This window comes from Cyclobacterium jeungdonense (genome assembly GCF_010994275.1).
GTDB lineage: Bacteria > Bacteroidota > Bacteroidia > Cytophagales > Cyclobacteriaceae > Cyclobacterium > Cyclobacterium jeungdonense.
This window is the reverse complement of sequence record NZ_WMCD01000001.1, coordinates 221,542-239,159: the sequence shown is the minus strand read 5'-3', so window position 1 is coordinate 239,159 and position 17,618 is coordinate 221,542. Positions and strand designations below refer to the sequence as shown.

Here is a 17,618-nt window from a genome sequence, read left to right as displayed (position 1 = left end):
TCTAATTACCCGTCAGTACGGCCAAAAATACCGCTTTCTAAAATATTCAACTTTCAACTCCTAAAATTTTTTCACTCTTAGGAATTTCTTCATCAAGCCCCTTATAAACCCGTCCAAAGCCCTTCACCATACTGACCACATGCCTTGCAACTAAATCGGGGGAGGAAAATTCGTCTACAAAGCGCCCCAGGAAATGTCCCATCCTCCCCCTATGGTGCCGGCCAATGTCCTCAGTAAGATGAGGTACCTTGTGCCGGGGCAGGATTTCTACAAATCCCGCCGACAGGGCCGTGGGAATCAGCATGTGGGAGCCGTGTACGCCCAGCACCAGCTGACTATGCCGGTAAATCTCATTCCATGTTCGTTCTACGGCTTCGTCAATCGCCTCCACTCGCTCGTCCTGACATCTCCAATGAAGCCTTCCCTCCTTTCCCAGTCCAGTCACCACCAAACGCGCTTCCGGCAGGGATTTCCGAAGCTTTCGAGCCAACTGGCCCAGTAAACTGGCCTGCCGGTAGCAGAATAGCCTCCGCACCGGGTCCTGAAACCCGAATTTAATGGATGCCTTGTGCAGGAAATCCAGCAGGCGGCTGTTCAGCCAAAACCGATCGGAACGCCAGATAAAAGTTACTTGCAGCGGTTGATGGTCAAAATCCTCCAGGGCAAAAGGACGGGCACGCAATATTTCTTCAAAATCCAGTCCCTCCAGTGGGGGATGTACCGGCACTTCACTCAGTGCCACGGAAGCAAACCTTCTAAACTGTTCCTTCACCCAGGCATCCAAGCCTAGCATGCACTTGCCCATCTCCTCCAAAGGCAGGTCCACCGACCAGATCTCTACCTCCCCATCGGTGATCAACCAACGGCAGCGAGCCGGTACCAGTACCGCCAGGGTTTTGGATGGAAACTGTTTTTTCAGCAAATACACATTCCATAGCTTGGTAAAAACATGCCCGAAACAACTGTCCAGGCAATTGACCAGGATCAGGTCACCTCCGGGATTTGGCTGCAAAAGCTTTATTTCTGCCTGCGCGTCAGATTCATTCTGAAAAGACTCTATCAGGGGCCGCACCATCCAGGATCCTTCCTCTCGGTTGTACCGGAAATGGTTTCCGTTCCGGCTAAAGGCAACCGGAAAAAGGGCAGCATGCCCAATTGGCAGCGTCGCGTAAAAATCAAGCCCGCAATCCCTACAGTTCTGTTCGGATAAAACATGCGTTCCCTGGAAAAACAGTTCGCCGATATCCTTACTTTCCGCACCACATCGGGGGCAGTTGGCAGGAATGGATTCGTTATAGGGATAGATTTCAATCACAAATTACCATTTTCGGATTCCCCATTGGTTTAACCGGTATGCTAGCAAGGTTTTTCTTCGGGACCAGGCGGCCCCGCTGCTTTCGGCCAGGGTGTAAGGAGTTTCCGGTTGAAACACCAGAGCGGCATAGGATAAGTTAGATGGCGATAGGATCAATTCCTGGCAAAAGGAAAGCGACAGGCAATCTAACAAGGCTTGTTCCCCAAGTAGTATTCCATTTTCCCTGCCTCCATGATCGTGAATGGCTCTATCGGTTTCAGAGCGAATAAAATCATGAGCAAGGACTTTTTGCGGAAACCTGGTTCTCAGCGTTTCTAAAAAGGCTGTATCATCCGTTGCCACAAATAACCGGTCAAAAGCTGTTATTCTTTTTTCAATTTTATTTATTAATACCCAATCGCTAACGGGCGGCACTTCCGTAGGATGGTCGGTACGCCTCGCATGCAAACCTAGTATTTTAAAAGCCTTGAACCTTTCCTTTATGGCATTTGCTTTGTTAAGCAACTTATCCTGAAGTCGGATTTCCGATTGAAGCGTTTGATGTAGGGAGCGTATAAAATGGCGGCTCCATATTCTCAACGGATGCGTTTCATACCGGAGATTTACTATAGGAATATATCCTGGAGAAGGACTACTCTGTACCATTAACGCTTCCCAAAAACTGATCTGGTCGCTGCCTTGATTCCCGCTATAGGCATACTTCACATTAGTAAAATCTACCTTGTAAGGCAAGTCGTATTTTTTTGCAAAAGCCATTCCATACACTACTTGCAGAAAAAGGGAGAAAAAACCCCGCTCACAACGACCATTAGGATGGTCCTTGCATAGAAATTCGTCTTTATAACACGTAATGACATAGCATGCATTTTTGAGCTGCAATTCCTGCCTTCTCTCCGGGCTGATGGCTGACCTTTTAGGCATTCTTTAGCCGACTTTTCCAGTCATACACTTGATCCAGCTGTCGCCAGGCTTCTGGGGCCAGGCTATAGTGGGCATGTACAAAGGTTTGGGCACCAAAACTTTCCTTCCAGCGAAAAAGCTCCCGGTTGATTTTTTTTCCCGCACATTCATTGGAATGACCAAAATCCAGGTACTTCCTTCCCTTCGCCTGCGTGGTGCACAGGTAATGGATCAGCCAATCCAGGGCATGTGCCTTCCTGCCTTCCTCATTGGTAGCCAGGTATTGGGTATGCAAACAATTGGGTGTAAAATAAACCGTGGCACCTGCCAGCGGAACCCCCTCCTTGAAGACCGTAAATTGCCTGATATTTTCAGGATGCCTGGCTTTTAAATAACGCATTTGATCCTTGCTGTGAGTGGGCTTTTTTTGATAGCGGTTTTGCAAATTAGGTTCCAGCAGTTTGTCCCAAAATAAACCCACATCAGCCTCCTCCCGAATTTCCAATCCTGATTTTGACGCCTGGCGAATCGTTGCCTTCCGACCTTTGTGTCTGACCTTAAGGGGCAAGGGTATGGCTAGAGACAATTCCAATTGGCTGGTTTCCGCCTGAACCAAATGCATGATATAGGAGAGGGATTCCTGATACCCGGATCCATAAAAAGAAGGAGTTGCCTTGATCCTGAGCCGGCTGACTCCCTGCTCCTCGTAGTACCGAAGTAGTTGAAGATACAATTGCAATTCCTGGTCTAATGAACATGGTTTATGAATCAAACCGGCATAACTCAGTCCCTGATGGGAATACACCTCGTTTCCTTCCTTATGCGCCGCAAAAACCGCTACCGGCCGGTTTTTGGAATAAATAAGCACCGAAGCGTCCTGAAATCGATTACCATGGTAGGCCAAAAAAGACCTTTGATGCATAAGCGTAGCATTCGGTGCCCCTTGCAAAACTTCCTGCCAGTTGGCCAGAAATTCCGGAGTAAAGGCTTTCACCTCAAACGTAGCGTCCTTATTTGGTATCAAAAATAATGGTTATCTCAATGAGAATTTCCGGGGCGCCAATGAGCAATCAACGTTTCTTTCATAGGCTGAAAGCCTGCTCGCCCGTAAAAGTCCATGGCACGTTCATTGGCCTTTTGGGTGGAGAGTCCCACCTGTACCAGGCCCTTTGCGTACACTTCTTGAAAAACCCGGCTCATCAAATTTCGACCAATTCCTTTTCCCTGGGATTTTCCTTCAACGGCAAAAAGATCTACATATGCCCTTCCGCGAAGCAATCGAAACGTAATGAATCCAAGCAAACGCTTGCCTCTTCTGGCCACCATCACCCGGTGATTTTGGCTGGTGATGGTTTCCCACCAGGTGGTGTAAAGTTTTTCGTATTCCTGATTAGCCATAAGGGGGTCTTGCCGGAATCGGGACCACTGCCCGCTGGTAAGTACCAGTTCACGCAATTGACGCTGATCGGAGGCAGAAAGGGATACGGACAGATCCTGTTCACTAATGAAAACTTCATCCATTTCATTGGATTCTGGATCCAGATCCGTTTTTCGAATGGCCTTTACAAGGTCTACACGGGTGCTTATGGGCGGCCAGCCTCCCATTTTAACCAGTCCCGGTTTTCCCATCACATAAATCAATTCAAAGCCCTGGGCCTGAGTTTGAACCCCTTCCAAATCAGGAAGAGACCTTCCAAGTACTAATTTACCTACTCGGTAGCCGAAAAGAGCGGAGTCAAAGGGTAGAAATTGTATCATATCAGGTTCTTTGGTCTACGACATATAAAGGCCGGTTTTTAACACCTTCAAAGATTTTCCCCACATACAAACCTACCATGCCCATGGTCATCAGGATAAGACCTGCCAATAACCAAAGAGATACGATCAGGCTGGCATATCCCGGCACCACAATACTTCCGGAGAGATACCGAATCAAGGTGATAATAGCAAATATAAACCCAATAGAAGCAATAAAAAAACCTAATTTCACAGTAAGTCGAAGGGGTTTATCAGAAAAAGCCAATAAGGTATTCAATCCCAAATGAAATTTTGACCGGAAGACATAATTTGAATGCCTGTTGGCAGACTTGCCATGTGCTACGTCAAAGGTACTCTGACTAAAACCCAGCCAATGTACCATGGCAGGAAAATACCGGAAGGACTCCCTCATCTGTATAAGTTCACGAATCACTTTCTTATGGTAAATACCGAAGTTTCCTACGGCCGGATCGTGCGATAAGCCACTCATATAGCGAAAAATCCAGTAGAATAATTTCGATCCCCATTTTTTTTCCCAAGAATCCTTTCTCCTGACTCTTCTTGCCAAAACCACGTCGTAACCATGCAGGGCTTTGCTCAACAGGTGGGGAATTTCCTCGGGCAAGTCCTGCAGGTCTGCATCCATAACCACGGTCCATTCACCAGTTGCCACATCCAAACCGGCAGCAATGGCCTGGTGTTGGCCGAAATTTCTGCTTAGCCGAATGCCTTTGATAAACCCTTCATTGGCAGCAGCTTCCTGAATTACCTCCCAACTGCTGTCCATACTGCGATCATCCACCAGAATCAATTCTACATGAGGACTAATTCCAAACATTACCCCGCGAAGTCTCTGAATCAATTCGTCCAAACTGGAAGCAGATTGAAATACCGGAACGACTACCGAGAGGAAAACTCCTGAATCTTCTTTCACTGGCTTTCTTTTTCAAAAACCACCAAACCAGATAGACCTTCGGCAGGAATTGTATCCCTTACCTCTACCTTTAATTTTCTCTGAATCTTTTCCTCGGTCTTTTGAATTAAAAACGCCAGGTATTCCGAATTAATAGCTTCTCCTACAAGAAGCAATTCAATCGTTCCACTGTCTTTTCCTTCGGCATAATCGCCCAGAATGATGGCTTTTTTTACGTTACCTAAATTATTAACCACCTGCTCAATCAAGTCGTCGAAACCCAGGTACTTGCTGACAATGCTGCGTATTTCCTGATACAGCGGGTGGGATACGTTGGCCTGGTAACTTTTCGTTTTACCGTTGTTTTGCCAGTGCAAAAGACCCGCCTCTGAAAGCCGGTTCAGTTCCACCCTAACCGAATTGGTAGATTCTTTAAATTCATCGGCCAGGCCTCTGAGATATCCCCGGTTGCCAGTATTCGAAAAGAATTTAACCAGTAATTTAATCCTGGTCTTAGATGTAATTAATGAATCCAGCAAAGGAAGAAGCAGTAAGTAAGATGGTGATAATTGAGTAAAAAACAAATAACTGGACACCAAATCCAATAAAGTAGCAACGGATCGAAACAAGCCCTAAGCGCTTTTACAGCTTCGCCAGGTGAGCCACAGGGATAGAGTAACAAATTTACTCGTTCGAAATAAAATAACAACTTTTCTTCTTTTTTTATTTAACAACTGGGATCAGTCCTCGCCCCTTTTTAGCCTTCAAGACTCGGGTAGGCTACCGATGTAATGAGCCGGGCAGAGAAAGCCAAAGACGCGCTGCTTCTGGACGAAACCGGAAATTCGTAGAATGGTAGTAAAAAAACGCAATGCGGAGACATCTTCCGACAGACTGCCACGGGTGCTGGGGCGGAAATCGAAATCCGAATGGGGCTAGGTCAGCACCCTACCATTGACATATTACTTAAAGTCTAATCATTTATTGGTTAAGTGCTATTTTTTAAAATAATTCTTAGTTTATCATTTTACCGATTTAGAATGTCATTACCTTTCTGTAAATGCCAATTTTTAATACTCGCAGTGACGATCCTTTTCCTGGTAACGAAGGAATTCGTCATTGCGAGCCCAGCGAAGCAATCTGATCCGGAGCGGAAACGCAAGTGCTCTGTAGAAAGGAAATAGAAAACGGGCGTTAGAAACGTATTCCGACAGACTGCCACGGGTGCTGGGGCGGAAATCGAAATCCGAATGGGGCTAGGTCAGCAGTGACGCATTGACGGTACCATCATCACATCATCAATAACCGTCATGGGGCTTTGAGCCTGTCGAAGGGAGCACCAGGTCCTGAAAAAGAATCCCGAATCCAACAGGTTCTCCTTTCTCCTTGCAGGCACAGCAGGCAGAAAAGGAAATTACCATTGAAAAATACAAAAGTACCTTCTATCTTTAAGGCTAATCTTTTAAAATAAACCTAACATCATGGAAAAAATTAAAGTAGCGGTGGTCGGCACCGGATTCATTGGCCCTGCCCATATTGAAGCCTTGAGAAGAAACCCTAACATTGAAGTTGCTGCCCTTTGCGAAGTCAACGAGGAGCTGGCCAAGGCCAAGGCGGCCCAATTGGGTATTGAGAAAGCCATGGTATTTGAGGACATGCTCAAAGATTCCTCGATTAAGGCGGTCCATATTTGTACACCAAATTTCCTCCACTATGCCCAATCCAAAGCAGTGCTGGAGGCGGGCAAACATGTAGTCTGCGAAAAACCCCTCGCTACCAAAATAGACGAGGCGGAGGAACTCGTTGCGCTTGCAAAAAAGACAGGCTTGGTAAATGCCGTTCATTTTAACCTGCGCTATTATCCCATGGTCCGTCAGATGAAAACCATGAGGGAAAGTGGAGAACTGGGAGACATTTACACCATCATGGGATCCTATTTACAAGATTGGCTATTTTTACAAACCGATTACAATTGGAGGCTGGAACCAGACAAGTCCGGTGATTCCCGTGCCATCGCAGACATCGGATCCCACCTGTTGGACCTGACCGAATACGTAACCGGATTGAAGGTAACAGAGGTCATGGCAGATTTTTCTACCGTGCATAAAACTCGTCTTAAGCCACTAAAGGCCATTGAAACCTACAGCGGTAAAATGCTGAAAGAATCGGATTACGAAGAGGTACCCATCAATACCGAAGACCATGCTACCGTAATGCTGCGTTTTGATAATGGTAACAAGGGCTCTGTAACGGTCAGTCAGGTAAATGCAGGAAGAAAAAACAGACTAAACATCGAAATTGCCGGATCCAAGTCTAATTTCGAATGGTGCAGTGAAAAGCCCAATGAACTCTGGATCGGTAAAAGAGAAACCGCTAATCAGCACTTGATGAAAGATCCTTCCCTATTCACTCCAGAAGCAGCTAAATTGATTGGATTCCCGGGAGGTCATAACGAAGGATTTCCGGATACGTCCAAGCAAATGTTTAAAGAGGTATATGCAGCCATCGGGGAAGGCAAGCAACCCGATAACCCAAGTTACCCCACTTTTGAAGATGGATACCGGGAATTGCTAATTTGCGAACGGATCATCGAAAGTCATAAAAAACAGGCCTGGGTGAAAATTTAAAGGTAGAATTCTAACCATTGCTACCCCTAAACCGTTATTTTTAACGAATCGTAACCAAAACCAAAACCAAAATGAAAACATCAACTATGAAAATGCTCGGACTGTCAGGAATGCTGATGATGGCTGTCGTCTTTTTATCCCATAGCCAGGAACGGGCCAGCCCCCCTAAAACCGCAGAAGGAACCATTAACGGAGCCAAAATTACCGTTAATTACAGCAGCCCAGGAGTAAAAGGACGTGAAATTTTTGGCGGCCTGGTAGAATTAGGTAAAGTCTGGAGAGCAGGCGCAAACGAAGCCACTATCTTTGAAACCAGCAAAGATATTAAGGTGGAAGGCGAAACACTACCTGCCGGAAAATACAGTTTCTTTATCATCCCGGGAGAAGACAACAGCACGTTTATCTTCAATAAGCAAACCGGTCAGTGGGGAACACAATATGACGAAAGTCAGGACGCCCTTCGGGTAAGCGTCCCCTCTGGTGAAACGCAATCCCTGGTAGAAAACCTGACTTACGAAATCCAGGATGACGGAATGGTTGTCATGTGGGAGTACGGACAGGCCAAAGCTTACATAGAATAATTTCCCTATCATACAGTCGGCCGTTAAAAGTCGACTGTATGATTATTTTTTAACCTATACTATCTTTCTCTGATTACTTTGAAGTCTTTTCCCCAATTACCCATACTGGAAGTCATTCCGCGGCTGAAGCAATTGCTGAAACAGAATGAATTCCTGATGCTGCATGCTCCTCCCGGAGCAGGAAAAAGCACCCTCCTACCTTTAACTTTACTCGATGAAGCCTGGCTTGGAAACAGTAAGCTATTGCTGCTGGAACCCCGCAAACTGGCCGCAAAAAGCATTGCCCAACGCATGGCTCAATTGCTTGGTGAACCTCTCGGAGAAAGGGTAGGTTATCGAGTCCGCTTTGATACCTGCGTAGGACCAAATACCCGCATAGAAGTCATTACCGAAGGTATCCTAACCCGCATGATGCAACAGGACAATGCCTTGACGGGGGTTGGTCTGATCATTTTTGACGAATTTCACGAAAGGAGCATTCATGCCGATCTCGGCCTGGCTTTGGGAATGGAGGTTCGGAAGTTTCTCCGGCAAGACCTCAGGCTGTTGATCATGTCAGCTACGTTGGACAGCCGCCTTTTAGCTGACCAATTGCACATCCCACTGCTGGAAAGCCAGGGAAAGCAATACCCGGTGGACCTTCGTTACGGTCCCGGCACCGACCTGTATTCTTTACCTGAAATCATCAGTTCCGTTATTGGAGAGGCCCTTATTGCGCATTCAGGAGATGTGCTAGCCTTTCTTCCCGGTCAGGGAGAAATTAGAAAAACGGAAAAAATACTCCAGGACCGACACCCGGAAATGGCTGTTTACAGCCTCTATGGGCAAATGCCCTTTGGCAAGCAACAGGCTGTCTTGCTGCCGCATCCGAAGGGTAAAAGAAAAATTGTATTGGCAACGGCCATTGCAGAGACAAGCCTCACCATCGAAGGCATTCGCATCGTGGTGGATGGTGGTTTCATGCGTAGTTCCCTATATAATCCCAATACCGGACTCAATCGGCTCGTAACCCTTCCTGTTACCCTGGACACGGCCACCCAAAGGGCTGGAAGAGCAGGTAGACTGAGTCCGGGTGTTTGCTACCGGCTCTGGACGAAAGCCAGCCAGGACAAACTGCTTCCCTTTCGGGAACCTGAAATACTGCAGACCGACCTGGCCTCGCTGGCCCTGGAACTGCATAAATGGGGCATTTCCGATCCCAGGGATTTAACCTGGGTTACCCCACCGCCCCAGGGTCATTGGGAAGAAGCAGTTACTACCCTGGAACATTTGGGCGCTCTGGACTCAGGTAAAATCACGACTCATGGCCTTGCCGTGCATACCTTTCCCTGCCACCCCAGAATCGCGCACCTGTTGGTTTACAGTAAAGAACTGAAATTGGAATCCCTCGCTACCGACCTGGCAGCAGTGCTGGAAGAGAAAGATCCCCTACCCGCTTCCATGGGATTGGATATCAACCTGCGAATTGAGGAATTGCGGAGATACCGACTAGCGAGTAAGGGACAAAAAGAATTTAAGAAGATTGAAAAAGCAGCCCAATCGTTCCGCCAACTGGTAGCCATCCAGCCCGCAAATGGTCCCGTGGATCCGTACCAGACAGGATTGTTGCTCGCACAGGCTTTTCCCGAAAGAATCGCCTCCGCCAGACCTGGAAACCAGGCGCTTTTTCAATTAGCCAATGGGCGTCTCGCCACCATGGACAGAAGAGATGATTTGGCACGTGAACCCTGGATCGCCATTGCGCATGTGAATGAAGGAGAAAAAACAGGTAGAATATTTTTAGCGGCTCCTCTTTCTCCTGCAGATCTACGGCCCATGGTCCGGATTAAGCCGAGAATATACTGGGATGCACAAGAAGAATCGGTGCTGGCAGTCGAAGAATGGAAAATTGGTCAGATACTATTACAAAAAAAGGCGCTCCAATCTCCCGATTCCGAAGAGGTTTTGAAAGTGCTATTAGAAACTATTGCCGCCAATGGAGAAAGGTGGTTGCCATTTGATAAGACGATTAGCCAATGGCAAAACAGGATTCTAAGTCTAAGAAACTGGAACCCGGATGCGGGCTGGCCAGATGTCCGAACCGAACAGCTTCTTTCCAAACCCGAACCCTGGCTTGCTCCTTACCTGAAGGGAGTCAAATCGGGGGACGACCTGAAAAAGCTACCCCTGCTGGAAATCCTCCAACACAGCCTGAGTTTTGAGCAACAGCGGGAACTGAATCAACTGGCACCCGAACGCCTCCAGCTCCCTAGCGGATCCCAGGTCAAAATCGAATATGCTTCTTCAGGAGAACCACCAGTATTGGCAGCCAGATTACAAGAGTTGTTTGGCTGGAGTCAAACTCCCTACATCAACCAAGGAAAAATACCGGTGTTAATCCACCTGCTATCTCCGGGCTATAAGCCGGTTCAGGTGACCCAGGACCTGGAAAATTTCTGGAATAAGACGTACCATGAAGTAAAAAAGGAACTTAAACGCCGCTACCCCAAACACCACTGGCCGGACGACCCCTGGAATGCCCTAGCTATTAGAGGGGTCCCTCGGAAAAAGTAAATCCAAGAAAAAGAAGAACAAGAAGGATTCCTTGCACCGGCGCGAACGGTAGATAAACACTATTTTTGCTAAATACCGCTGCCCACCTGACTTACCTATCCATTTTTCTTACCCGGATCTTTTCGTAAATCAATAGCCCATGGATAGAAGTGATTCTTAAGGAATATTTCTGGTCACCCTAATTAAGTGCAGATACGCTTGCTTTCCTCCTATATAATCCCTAAAAAAACAAGTATTTATTAAAGAATAAACAAATAAAGATATTTTTACCTTTTATTCTTTTTTACTACCTTTGCGCACTTATAAATAAGTTACAGAATTTCAGCCTGCTCTATATTTATTGGCTGATCAATAACCCTACAAAATGAACGAAAACCAACGTAACATCATTTCATCCACGGTCCCTGTATTGAGAGAGGGTGGCCTTGCGCTAACCAGCCACTTTTACAAGCGCCTTTTTCTACACCATCCAGAGTTAAAAAATAGCTTTAACATGGGTAATCAAAAATCCGGCAAACAACAGCAAGCCCTGGCAATGGCTGTATTGGCATATGCCGAACACATAGCCAACCCAGGCGTTTTGCTTCCCGAGTTGGAAAGAATCGGGCATAAGCACGTCAGCCTGGACATTCGCCCCGAACACTATCCCATTGTGGGTAACCACCTCCTGGCCTCCATTAAAGAAGTCCTAGGGGATGCGGCGACACCGGAAATTTTGGAAGCCTGGGAATTGGCTTACCAAGAGCTGGCGGACCTGATGATAAAGCTGGAGGCAAAGATGTACCAGGATCAAAGTTCCCTACCCGGTGGATGGACCGGCTGGCGTCCCTTCGTGGTATCGAAAAAGGTGGATGAGTCGGAAGAAATTACCTCTTTTTACCTAAAACCTTCCGATGGCGGCAAGGTTGTTCGTCACATTCCCGGCCAATTTATCAGTTTAAAGGTTTTTCTGCCGGACCTGGGATTAAATCAGGCCAGGCAGTACAGCCTTTCCAACGTTCCCAACGATAATGAATATCGGATATCTGTAAAAAGAGAAAATGATTCCCGTCTAAATATCAACGGGATGATAAGCAACCACCTGCACGACCGCATCGAAGAAGGAGGTATCGTTAACCTCAGTGCACCAGCAGGTAGCTTTACCTTGGTTGAACCACTTAATCGCCCCCTGACTCTTATCAGCGGCGGTGTAGGGGTCACCCCTTTATTGAGCATGCTGGAGACCATGGCGGCATCTACTTTAACCCATCCCCTTACCTGGGTACATGCTTGCAGAAACAAATCTGTCCACGCTTTCAGGAAGCCGGTACAACAACTTGCATCCAGCCATACCCTAATCGAACAACACGTTTTTTACGATGCTGTTGACGCGCAAGACAAAAAGGAGGGCATAAAAGAAGGTCCAATGGACCTGGAAAAATTACCTCCGCTTCGGGAAGACAGCAGGTTCTATATTTGCGGCCCAGCTGGGTTCATAAAGGCACAGCATGCTGCCCTACTTGAGATGGGCTTTCCTCAGGAATCCATCTTTTTTGAAGAGTTTGGCCCCCAGACAATCCATTTGAACTAGCGTATAAAAAAAGTGGCATCTGAATGATGCCGCTTTTTTTTTATTACAACCTGTAACCGGCTCTGTAGGGCCGGTGCAGGTGTTTTTCCGCTTCAGGATCATTGACAAACTGTTCCTTTTCTGGATCCCAGTTTAAGGGCCTTCCCAAATCATAGGCAATATTTCCCAAGGTGCAGGTGACACAGGTGCTGTGCCCTATTTCTACCGGGGCGATGGGGTCTTTCCTTCGCCGTACGGATTCAATGAAATCAATATGATGAGCTCTTCCACCACCACCCTGAAGGCTTTCACCTTCCTCCAAGACAGGGTACAAGGAAGGGTCGGAAGCTTCATAATGGGATCGCGATACCTCTACCCAGCCATCCCTGCCAAAAAACTTGCAGCCCCTGGTTTCTTTTTCATCAAAAGGCTGTTCCGTTACCGTTACGCCATTGGCATATTTAAAGGTAAGGTATTGGGTGTCTTGATACCCTGCAGGTATAATCTCCAGGGGTCCCTTCCGGTCCATTCCTATGGCCCACTGGGCGATGTCAAACATATGTGCTCCCCAGTCAGTTGTCAGTCCTCCACCGGTTTCTTTGTACCAGCGCCAGCCTCCCCACATTTTCTCATTTTCAGGGGGATTTAGGGATATGGGAGGGTTCAACTCGTTATTAAAATGGATGGGAGCATCCAACGGGCCTAACCAAAGATCCCAGTTCAAGTCCGCAGGTACATTTTCTTCGGGCAGATCAAAGGGCTTTGGGGGTCCTCCAACGCAGGCAAAAACCTTACTGACCGGTCCAATGCGTCCTTTTTGAACCATGGTTACAGCATGTTGGAAGTTAGCGTAGGATCGCTGCATGCTGCCCGTTGCCAGGACAGTATTATTGGAGCGGACAGCTTCGACGAGTTCCTGTCCCTCCTTAATCGTAAAGGTAAGCGGCTTTTCAAGGTATATATCCTTCCCAGCTTTGCAGGCATCGATGGCAATCAGCGCATGCCAATGATCCGGTGTAGCGATGACTACCGCATCCACGTCTTTTCGGGCTAGCAGATCGTGGTAGTTTTCGTACACTTTCACGTCCACCTGCTGATTATGCTCTTGGTAATAAGCTGCGGTACGGTTTAAAAATCGTTGTCTCTTTGCCCCATAGACATCACATCCTGCGATTACTTCTATATCTGGCATGGAAATGAAGCTGTTTAACAAGCCATTGGCCTGTCTGCCCAGCCCGATAAACCCCAGACGAAGGGTCCCTGCCGCCGGTTTTCTGATTTGAGGCGCCTTCCCAAATCCACTTTGGGGCAATACCCCAATTCCGGCAGCTCCCAATAGGCCCGTCCCCATAAACTTCCGTCTGGACAGTAAGTTCTTTTTTTTCTTGTTCATTTTTTTGAGTTTCCGAATTCACCTTTCTTTGAAGCAGGTACAAATAACAAAAAAAAACCGAAACTCCCAGCTTCCAGACAAAACATTATCAATCCCTTGATTGGCTTTTCGAAAGTTCCTCTACCAGGTTATCAAATTTCTTCTCCAACTCAGGATCAAAGGCAGCCAGATTTACCCAGTCTTTTTCTCCATAAACCCCTGCCCTTGATGGATCAAAGGGCTCAAAGCCTATCAATTCCACTGCCGAAAGATCGGTAAAGGTAAAATCAAAATTCCGGGCATCCCTGAAACCAGGATTTTGGACTACTCCATACTGATCGTTCCCTTTTTGTTGCCATTCCTTCCAGTCCATATCCCCGAATTTCGGCTCTCTACTCCGCTCATCCCAATACAAATTATAGTCGGAAATCAGGTTGATTTTGTCCCAATTACTGGAAAGCAAAGTGCCCTGGTCGTACAATACGATGTTGTTTGTGAAGGTAAACGAGGTATGGGGTTCCACCCGGGTGGCTTGAAGCTGTGAAAGCCGGTTGTAAGCAAAAATATTGTTATGAATCCGGTTTTCCCTTCCATAATGTTGATGAAAACCGGCGTTTTTACAAGCGTAAACCAGATTGTTTTCCATAAGTATTCCGGTAGAACCTTCGTCTGTATACAAGCCCCATCCCCCATAGGTCATTGAGTAAACATGGTGAATGTGATTGTGGCTTACTTCCGTTCCTTCGGACTTACCTAGCGTGTAGATCCCGCCCATATCACTCAAATCCCCCCAACCCAAATGGTGGATGTGGTTAAATTTGACGCTGTTCCTTTTGGAAAAACTTTGCCCATATCCCCATACCCAACCCACCGAAACGCCAGAATACCTGAAATTGGCAATTTCATTGTGGGTCAGTTCGTTGTCATGCGCATGAAACAGCATTGCTCCCACCGCACAGGGAAAAACCCAGCCACCATCGCGAATAATGTTGTTGTCCACCCGGTTAAACCCAGCTAATCTTTCCTCCAGTTCCTCCGAATCGCCGGCAGCCAGAGGACCGATCTTTACTCCTCCTGCGCCCAGATCGTGCAGGTAGTTTTGCTGTAGCGTACTATTAGTTACCCCATTTCTTAACCAGATCGCCCCTATTCCGGTATGGGCAATTTCGCATTTTCGAAAGCTCACCCGATCTGCCCAGTCTACCATGACTACAGCGGGTATTGGAGCGGCTGCCTGAGCCGGTTCATTGCCGGAAATCGGAGTACGGTATCCCGTATATAAAAAACGCAATCCCTCAAAATGCACGTTACGGACCTTTTCATTCTGAGAATTACCCGAAATTACCAGTAATTGTTCCGTCACGGGAGCAAAAACCAGGGCAGTCTCCATCGTTTCTCCTTTTTCAGGAATATAATATAAGGACCCGTCGGGATCCAAAAACCACTCCCCGGGAGCATCCAACGCTGATTTCATATTTTCCACATAGTATCTCGCTGCCTCATTAATAGGATTCCAGGGCTTCATTCCTCCACCGCTTATCCAGAAACGGTGGGTATCCGAACTGTAATGCTGTATGTATTTCCGGGTATTGTCCCATTTGTGATAAAAAACAGCCAGCGCATTTGGCAAACCCTCCCTAAGCTTCAGTTGGGTGGCATCAAGGGAATCAATTTCGATTTCCTGAATGGCAAAAGCCGGAACCCGCTCCTCTTCTCCGTCTAAGAGTGTTTCTTTTACGGATCTAACTTCAAAAAACGCTCCCTTGTTTGGAGTTCTTGCCCGGATCGCCCGCTTCCCGTTGACATACAGCTGCTCAAAATCCCGTCCGCTCACATCGGCCCGGTAAACACTCATTCCCATAGACTCAAAATTGGTGACCTGCCTGGACCCAATGAAATTCACTTCTGCTCCTTCCGCGGCCCGGTAGGTAATGGAATGTTCCTCCGTGCCGCTATCCGCTATCTCGAAATGTACCGGCGCGGAAACAAAATAATCGCCCTCGTGAAAAATTACTTCTATGTTTTGGGAGAATCTCCCCTCCGATTTCAGTTTTCGAACAAATAGCTTAGCTCCCTCCATGGATTTCAACGGTTGTGTCAGACTACCTGGGCCGGTGTCCTCTCCACTGGGAGAAACATGAATTTCCTGCGCAAAACAGTTCATAGATTGCGTCAGGAGGAAAATAAAAAAAATAGTACATGAAAACCGATTCAAACCAAACATAAAATTGGAATTAGTAAAATATATAAATAATCCTATTGATTAAAAGTAATCAGAAAACATCCCCAGCCCAAGAGAATCACAGATAAAAATAAGCGTATAATACAAAAAAAGTCCCTTTATCCATCCATTTATAGGATTTAACAGCTACCAATTTTAGTACAATCATAGCACAAGACACGAAATACAAAAATAATACAACAAAATACTATTTTATATTTACAAAAATTTGCTCATAAAAACAAGTATTTTTTATTAAAATTTGTAATTAAATTTTATTAATTTTGAAATGTTAATTAATAATTCGGAACCTAAAAAATTAAAAAGAGGCTAAAACCTAGTGTTCTTTTGAAAAATGCTTTTTTAATGATCGGAAACTATGGAAACGTACATTCTAATATCTGTGGCAGTAGGAATCAGTTTGGGACTTTTATTTATCATCAAGGCCGTTAGGTCAGCGGAAGATGATCCCGAAACATTTGAGGAATTTAAAAATCAAGGGAAATTCCAAAAACCGGCAAACTGGAAAGTGGGAAAATTACCGGAAACGGATGAAAAAAAAAACGCTCCGAGAATTCATCGGATCGACTTCAGGCCTGATTACAATCTACAGAACCAAAATTAATTGTATTGACTGTATAAGCTATACTCGTTAGTTAAGGAGAATTGGTAATGGGATTTAGAAAGACTCCCCGATAAAAAGATAAAAACCGTTCCCTTCCTCGGTAAATGCAAAATCGAGGCGGGTATAAATATCTTTTTTAGGAAAAAGAAGAAACCGCAATCCACCACCTGCTGACCATACGGTATTATCCCATTTTAGGGCCTTGACTTCTGGAAAAACCTGACTCGCTCCTGCAAATACCGCCGCACCGATTCTTTTGCTAAATCCTAACGGAAGGGGTAAGAATCGCATTTCAACCTGTCCCGCCAATTGATTGCGATCTCGGTACCTTCCGGTATAATAGCCTCTCATCAGGCTTTCGCCACCCATCAAAGACAGTTGATTGAAAGGAACTTCGCCGGTTTGGAACTGCCCAAACACCTGAGCGGCGAATACATTGCTTTTACCCACAGGATGGTAAAAACGGGTATCTGACAAAAAACTGGTGAAATTAAACTCGCTTTTCCAAAAGGGGTTGTACCTCATAACGGCCAATTCGGAAAAAAAACCATCTCTTACATTCAGCACATTGTGCCGGTCATCGTAGACCAGTCCCAAACCTAATCCCAGATTAGAACTTCCCCGAAAACCTGCAGGAAGCTCCAATGATTCCACTGATTCGGAAGGCACAAAGCGAACCTGGCTTAATCGCTGCCAATCCATTTCGATACCGAAAAACAAATTTTTCCGAACTTTTTTCAAGACCCGTTCCTTGATCCAAATTTGATTGGCATCTACCCTCGCCATAAAATCCGAAGGACTATCGCTCCCTATTCCATAGTAAAGAAGCGGAAAACTTTGAAGCCGTATACGGCCCAAAAAAAACCATTTGTCGCCCTGGGCATAATTGGCATGATCTAGCCACAAACCATACTGATTTTCAAGGGTAAAAAAGGTAAACCCGTTTATTTCACTTAATCGATGGGTGGTGTCTCTTTTTGCATAATAAACATACAGGGCACTGAACCCAATCTCCCAGCTAGTTTCAGGTGAATAAGCCAGGGTAGGGTACATTAGAAACTGAGGCCGGGAAATATCGCTTGTGTCGTTCAGAATGGAATTCAGGTACCGCTTGACAAAGCCCTGTGCATTTAATTCCGTAGATAAAAGAAAGCCTCCCAAAAGGAAAGCCGTAATCCAGCATTTATTGATCATGATAGTGCAT

At 46.2% G+C, this 17,618-nt stretch carries 14 protein-coding genes; 5 read left to right on the top strand and 9 right to left on the bottom strand.

Annotation, left to right across the window (positions count from 1 at the left end; translation table 11 throughout):
• Positions 1-46: 46 nt before the first annotated feature.
• The 6 genes from GKS34_RS00900 to GKS34_RS00875 are packed head-to-tail and all read right to left on the bottom strand — an operon-like array spanning position 47 to position 5,515.
• Entirely contained in the window at positions 47-1,315 is a 1,269-nt protein-coding gene (locus tag GKS34_RS00900; RefSeq protein WP_163382934.1) for a hypothetical protein, read from the bottom strand.
• Between the two features lie 3 nt (positions 1,316-1,318).
• Positions 1,319-2,236, bottom strand: a complete 918-nt coding sequence (locus tag GKS34_RS00895) for an O-fucosyltransferase family protein (RefSeq protein WP_163382933.1) — start codon at positions 2,234-2,236, stop codon at positions 1,319-1,321.
• A complete protein-coding gene (locus GKS34_RS00890; RefSeq protein ID WP_163382932.1) occupies positions 2,229-3,239 on the bottom strand; it encodes a GNAT family N-acetyltransferase in 1,011 nt (336 codons plus the stop codon). Before GKS34_RS00890 ends, GKS34_RS00895 begins: the two co-directional genes overlap by 8 nt.
• Before the next feature lie 14 nt (positions 3,240-3,253).
• Positions 3,254-3,973, bottom strand: a complete 720-nt coding sequence (locus GKS34_RS00885) for a GNAT family N-acetyltransferase (RefSeq protein WP_163382931.1) — start codon at positions 3,971-3,973, stop codon at positions 3,254-3,256.
• 1 nt (position 3,974) lies between these two features.
• Positions 3,975-4,907, bottom strand: coding sequence for a glycosyltransferase family 2 protein (locus tag GKS34_RS00880; RefSeq protein WP_163382930.1), 933 nt, complete (start codon positions 4,905-4,907; stop codon positions 3,975-3,977).
• A complete protein-coding gene (locus tag GKS34_RS00875; protein ID WP_317167950.1) occupies positions 4,904-5,515 on the bottom strand; it encodes an ArsR family transcriptional regulator in 612 nt (203 codons plus the stop codon). The genes GKS34_RS00880 and GKS34_RS00875 overlap by 4 nt, the downstream gene beginning before the upstream one ends.
• Before the next feature lie 852 nt (positions 5,516-6,367).
• On the opposite strand from GKS34_RS00875, the gene GKS34_RS00870 reads away from it, so the two are divergent.
• The 4 genes from GKS34_RS00870 (at position 6,368) to hmpA (ending at position 12,217) form a co-directional block, all read left to right on the top strand.
• Complete coding sequence (locus tag GKS34_RS00870) at positions 6,368-7,513, top strand: Gfo/Idh/MocA family protein (protein WP_163382929.1); 1,146 nt, start codon at positions 6,368-6,370, stop codon at positions 7,511-7,513.
• A 71-nt stretch (positions 7,514-7,584) separates the two neighbouring features.
• Positions 7,585-8,094, top strand: a complete 510-nt coding sequence (locus GKS34_RS00865; protein ID WP_163382928.1) for a DUF2911 domain-containing protein — start codon at positions 7,585-7,587, stop codon at positions 8,092-8,094.
• Positions 8,095-8,172: 78 nt separating this feature from the next.
• On the top strand, positions 8,173-10,647 hold the full coding sequence (hrpB, locus tag GKS34_RS00860; RefSeq protein ID WP_163382927.1) for an ATP-dependent helicase HrpB: 2,475 nt from the start codon (positions 8,173-8,175) through the stop codon (positions 10,645-10,647).
• A 364-nt stretch (positions 10,648-11,011) separates the two neighbouring features.
• Positions 11,012-12,217, top strand: coding sequence for an NO-inducible flavohemoprotein (gene hmpA, locus GKS34_RS00855; RefSeq protein ID WP_163382926.1), 1,206 nt, complete (start codon positions 11,012-11,014; stop codon positions 12,215-12,217).
• Between the two features lie 43 nt (positions 12,218-12,260).
• Here hmpA and GKS34_RS00850 read toward each other — a convergent pair whose 3' ends face one another.
• Both GKS34_RS00850 and GKS34_RS00845 read right to left on the bottom strand, forming a co-directional pair.
• Positions 12,261-13,589: a Gfo/Idh/MocA family protein gene (locus GKS34_RS00850; protein ID WP_163382925.1), complete on the bottom strand. Its 1,329-nt coding sequence runs from the start codon at positions 13,587-13,589 to the stop codon at positions 12,261-12,263.
• 88 nt (positions 13,590-13,677) lie between these two features.
• Positions 13,678-15,732, bottom strand: coding sequence for a right-handed parallel beta-helix repeat-containing protein (locus tag GKS34_RS00845; protein WP_163382924.1), 2,055 nt, complete (start codon positions 15,730-15,732; stop codon positions 13,678-13,680).
• A gap of 436 nt (positions 15,733-16,168) precedes the next feature.
• Between GKS34_RS00845 and GKS34_RS00840 the strand changes: the two genes are divergently transcribed.
• On the top strand, positions 16,169-16,414 hold the full coding sequence (locus GKS34_RS00840; protein WP_163382923.1) for a hypothetical protein: 246 nt from the start codon (positions 16,169-16,171) through the stop codon (positions 16,412-16,414).
• Between the two features lie 54 nt (positions 16,415-16,468).
• On the opposite strand, the gene GKS34_RS00835 is transcribed toward GKS34_RS00840, so the two are convergent.
• A complete protein-coding gene (locus GKS34_RS00835) occupies positions 16,469-17,608 on the bottom strand; it encodes a BamA/TamA family outer membrane protein (RefSeq protein WP_163382922.1) in 1,140 nt (379 codons plus the stop codon).
• Positions 17,609-17,618 lie beyond the last annotated feature (10 nt).

Bases quoted from the DNA above. Each gene is read 5' to 3' on its own strand.
- GKS34_RS00840 (WP_163382923.1), top strand. From the start codon at position 16,169: ATGGAAACGTACATTCTAATATCTGTGGCAGTAGGAATCAGTTTGGGA.
- hmpA (WP_163382926.1), top strand. From the start codon at position 11,012: ATGAACGAAAACCAACGTAACATCATTTCATCCACGGTCCCTGTATTG.
- GKS34_RS00835 (WP_163382922.1), bottom strand. From the start codon at position 17,608: ATGATCAATAAATGCTGGATTACGGCTTTCCTTTTGGGAGGCTTTCTT.
- GKS34_RS00845 (WP_163382924.1), bottom strand. From the start codon at position 15,732: ATGAACTGTTTTGCGCAGGAAATTCATGTTTCTCCCAGTGGAGAGGAC.
- GKS34_RS00885 (WP_163382931.1), bottom strand. From the start codon at position 3,973: ATGATACAATTTCTACCCTTTGACTCCGCTCTTTTCGGCTACCGAGTA.
- GKS34_RS00895 (WP_163382933.1), bottom strand. From the start codon at position 2,236: ATGCCTAAAAGGTCAGCCATCAGCCCGGAGAGAAGGCAGGAATTGCAG.
- GKS34_RS00870 (WP_163382929.1), top strand. From the start codon at position 6,368: ATGGAAAAAATTAAAGTAGCGGTGGTCGGCACCGGATTCATTGGCCCT.
- GKS34_RS00850 (WP_163382925.1), bottom strand. From the start codon at position 13,589: ATGAACAAGAAAAAAAAGAACTTACTGTCCAGACGGAAGTTTATGGGG.
- GKS34_RS00865 (WP_163382928.1), top strand. From the start codon at position 7,585: ATGAAAACATCAACTATGAAAATGCTCGGACTGTCAGGAATGCTGATG.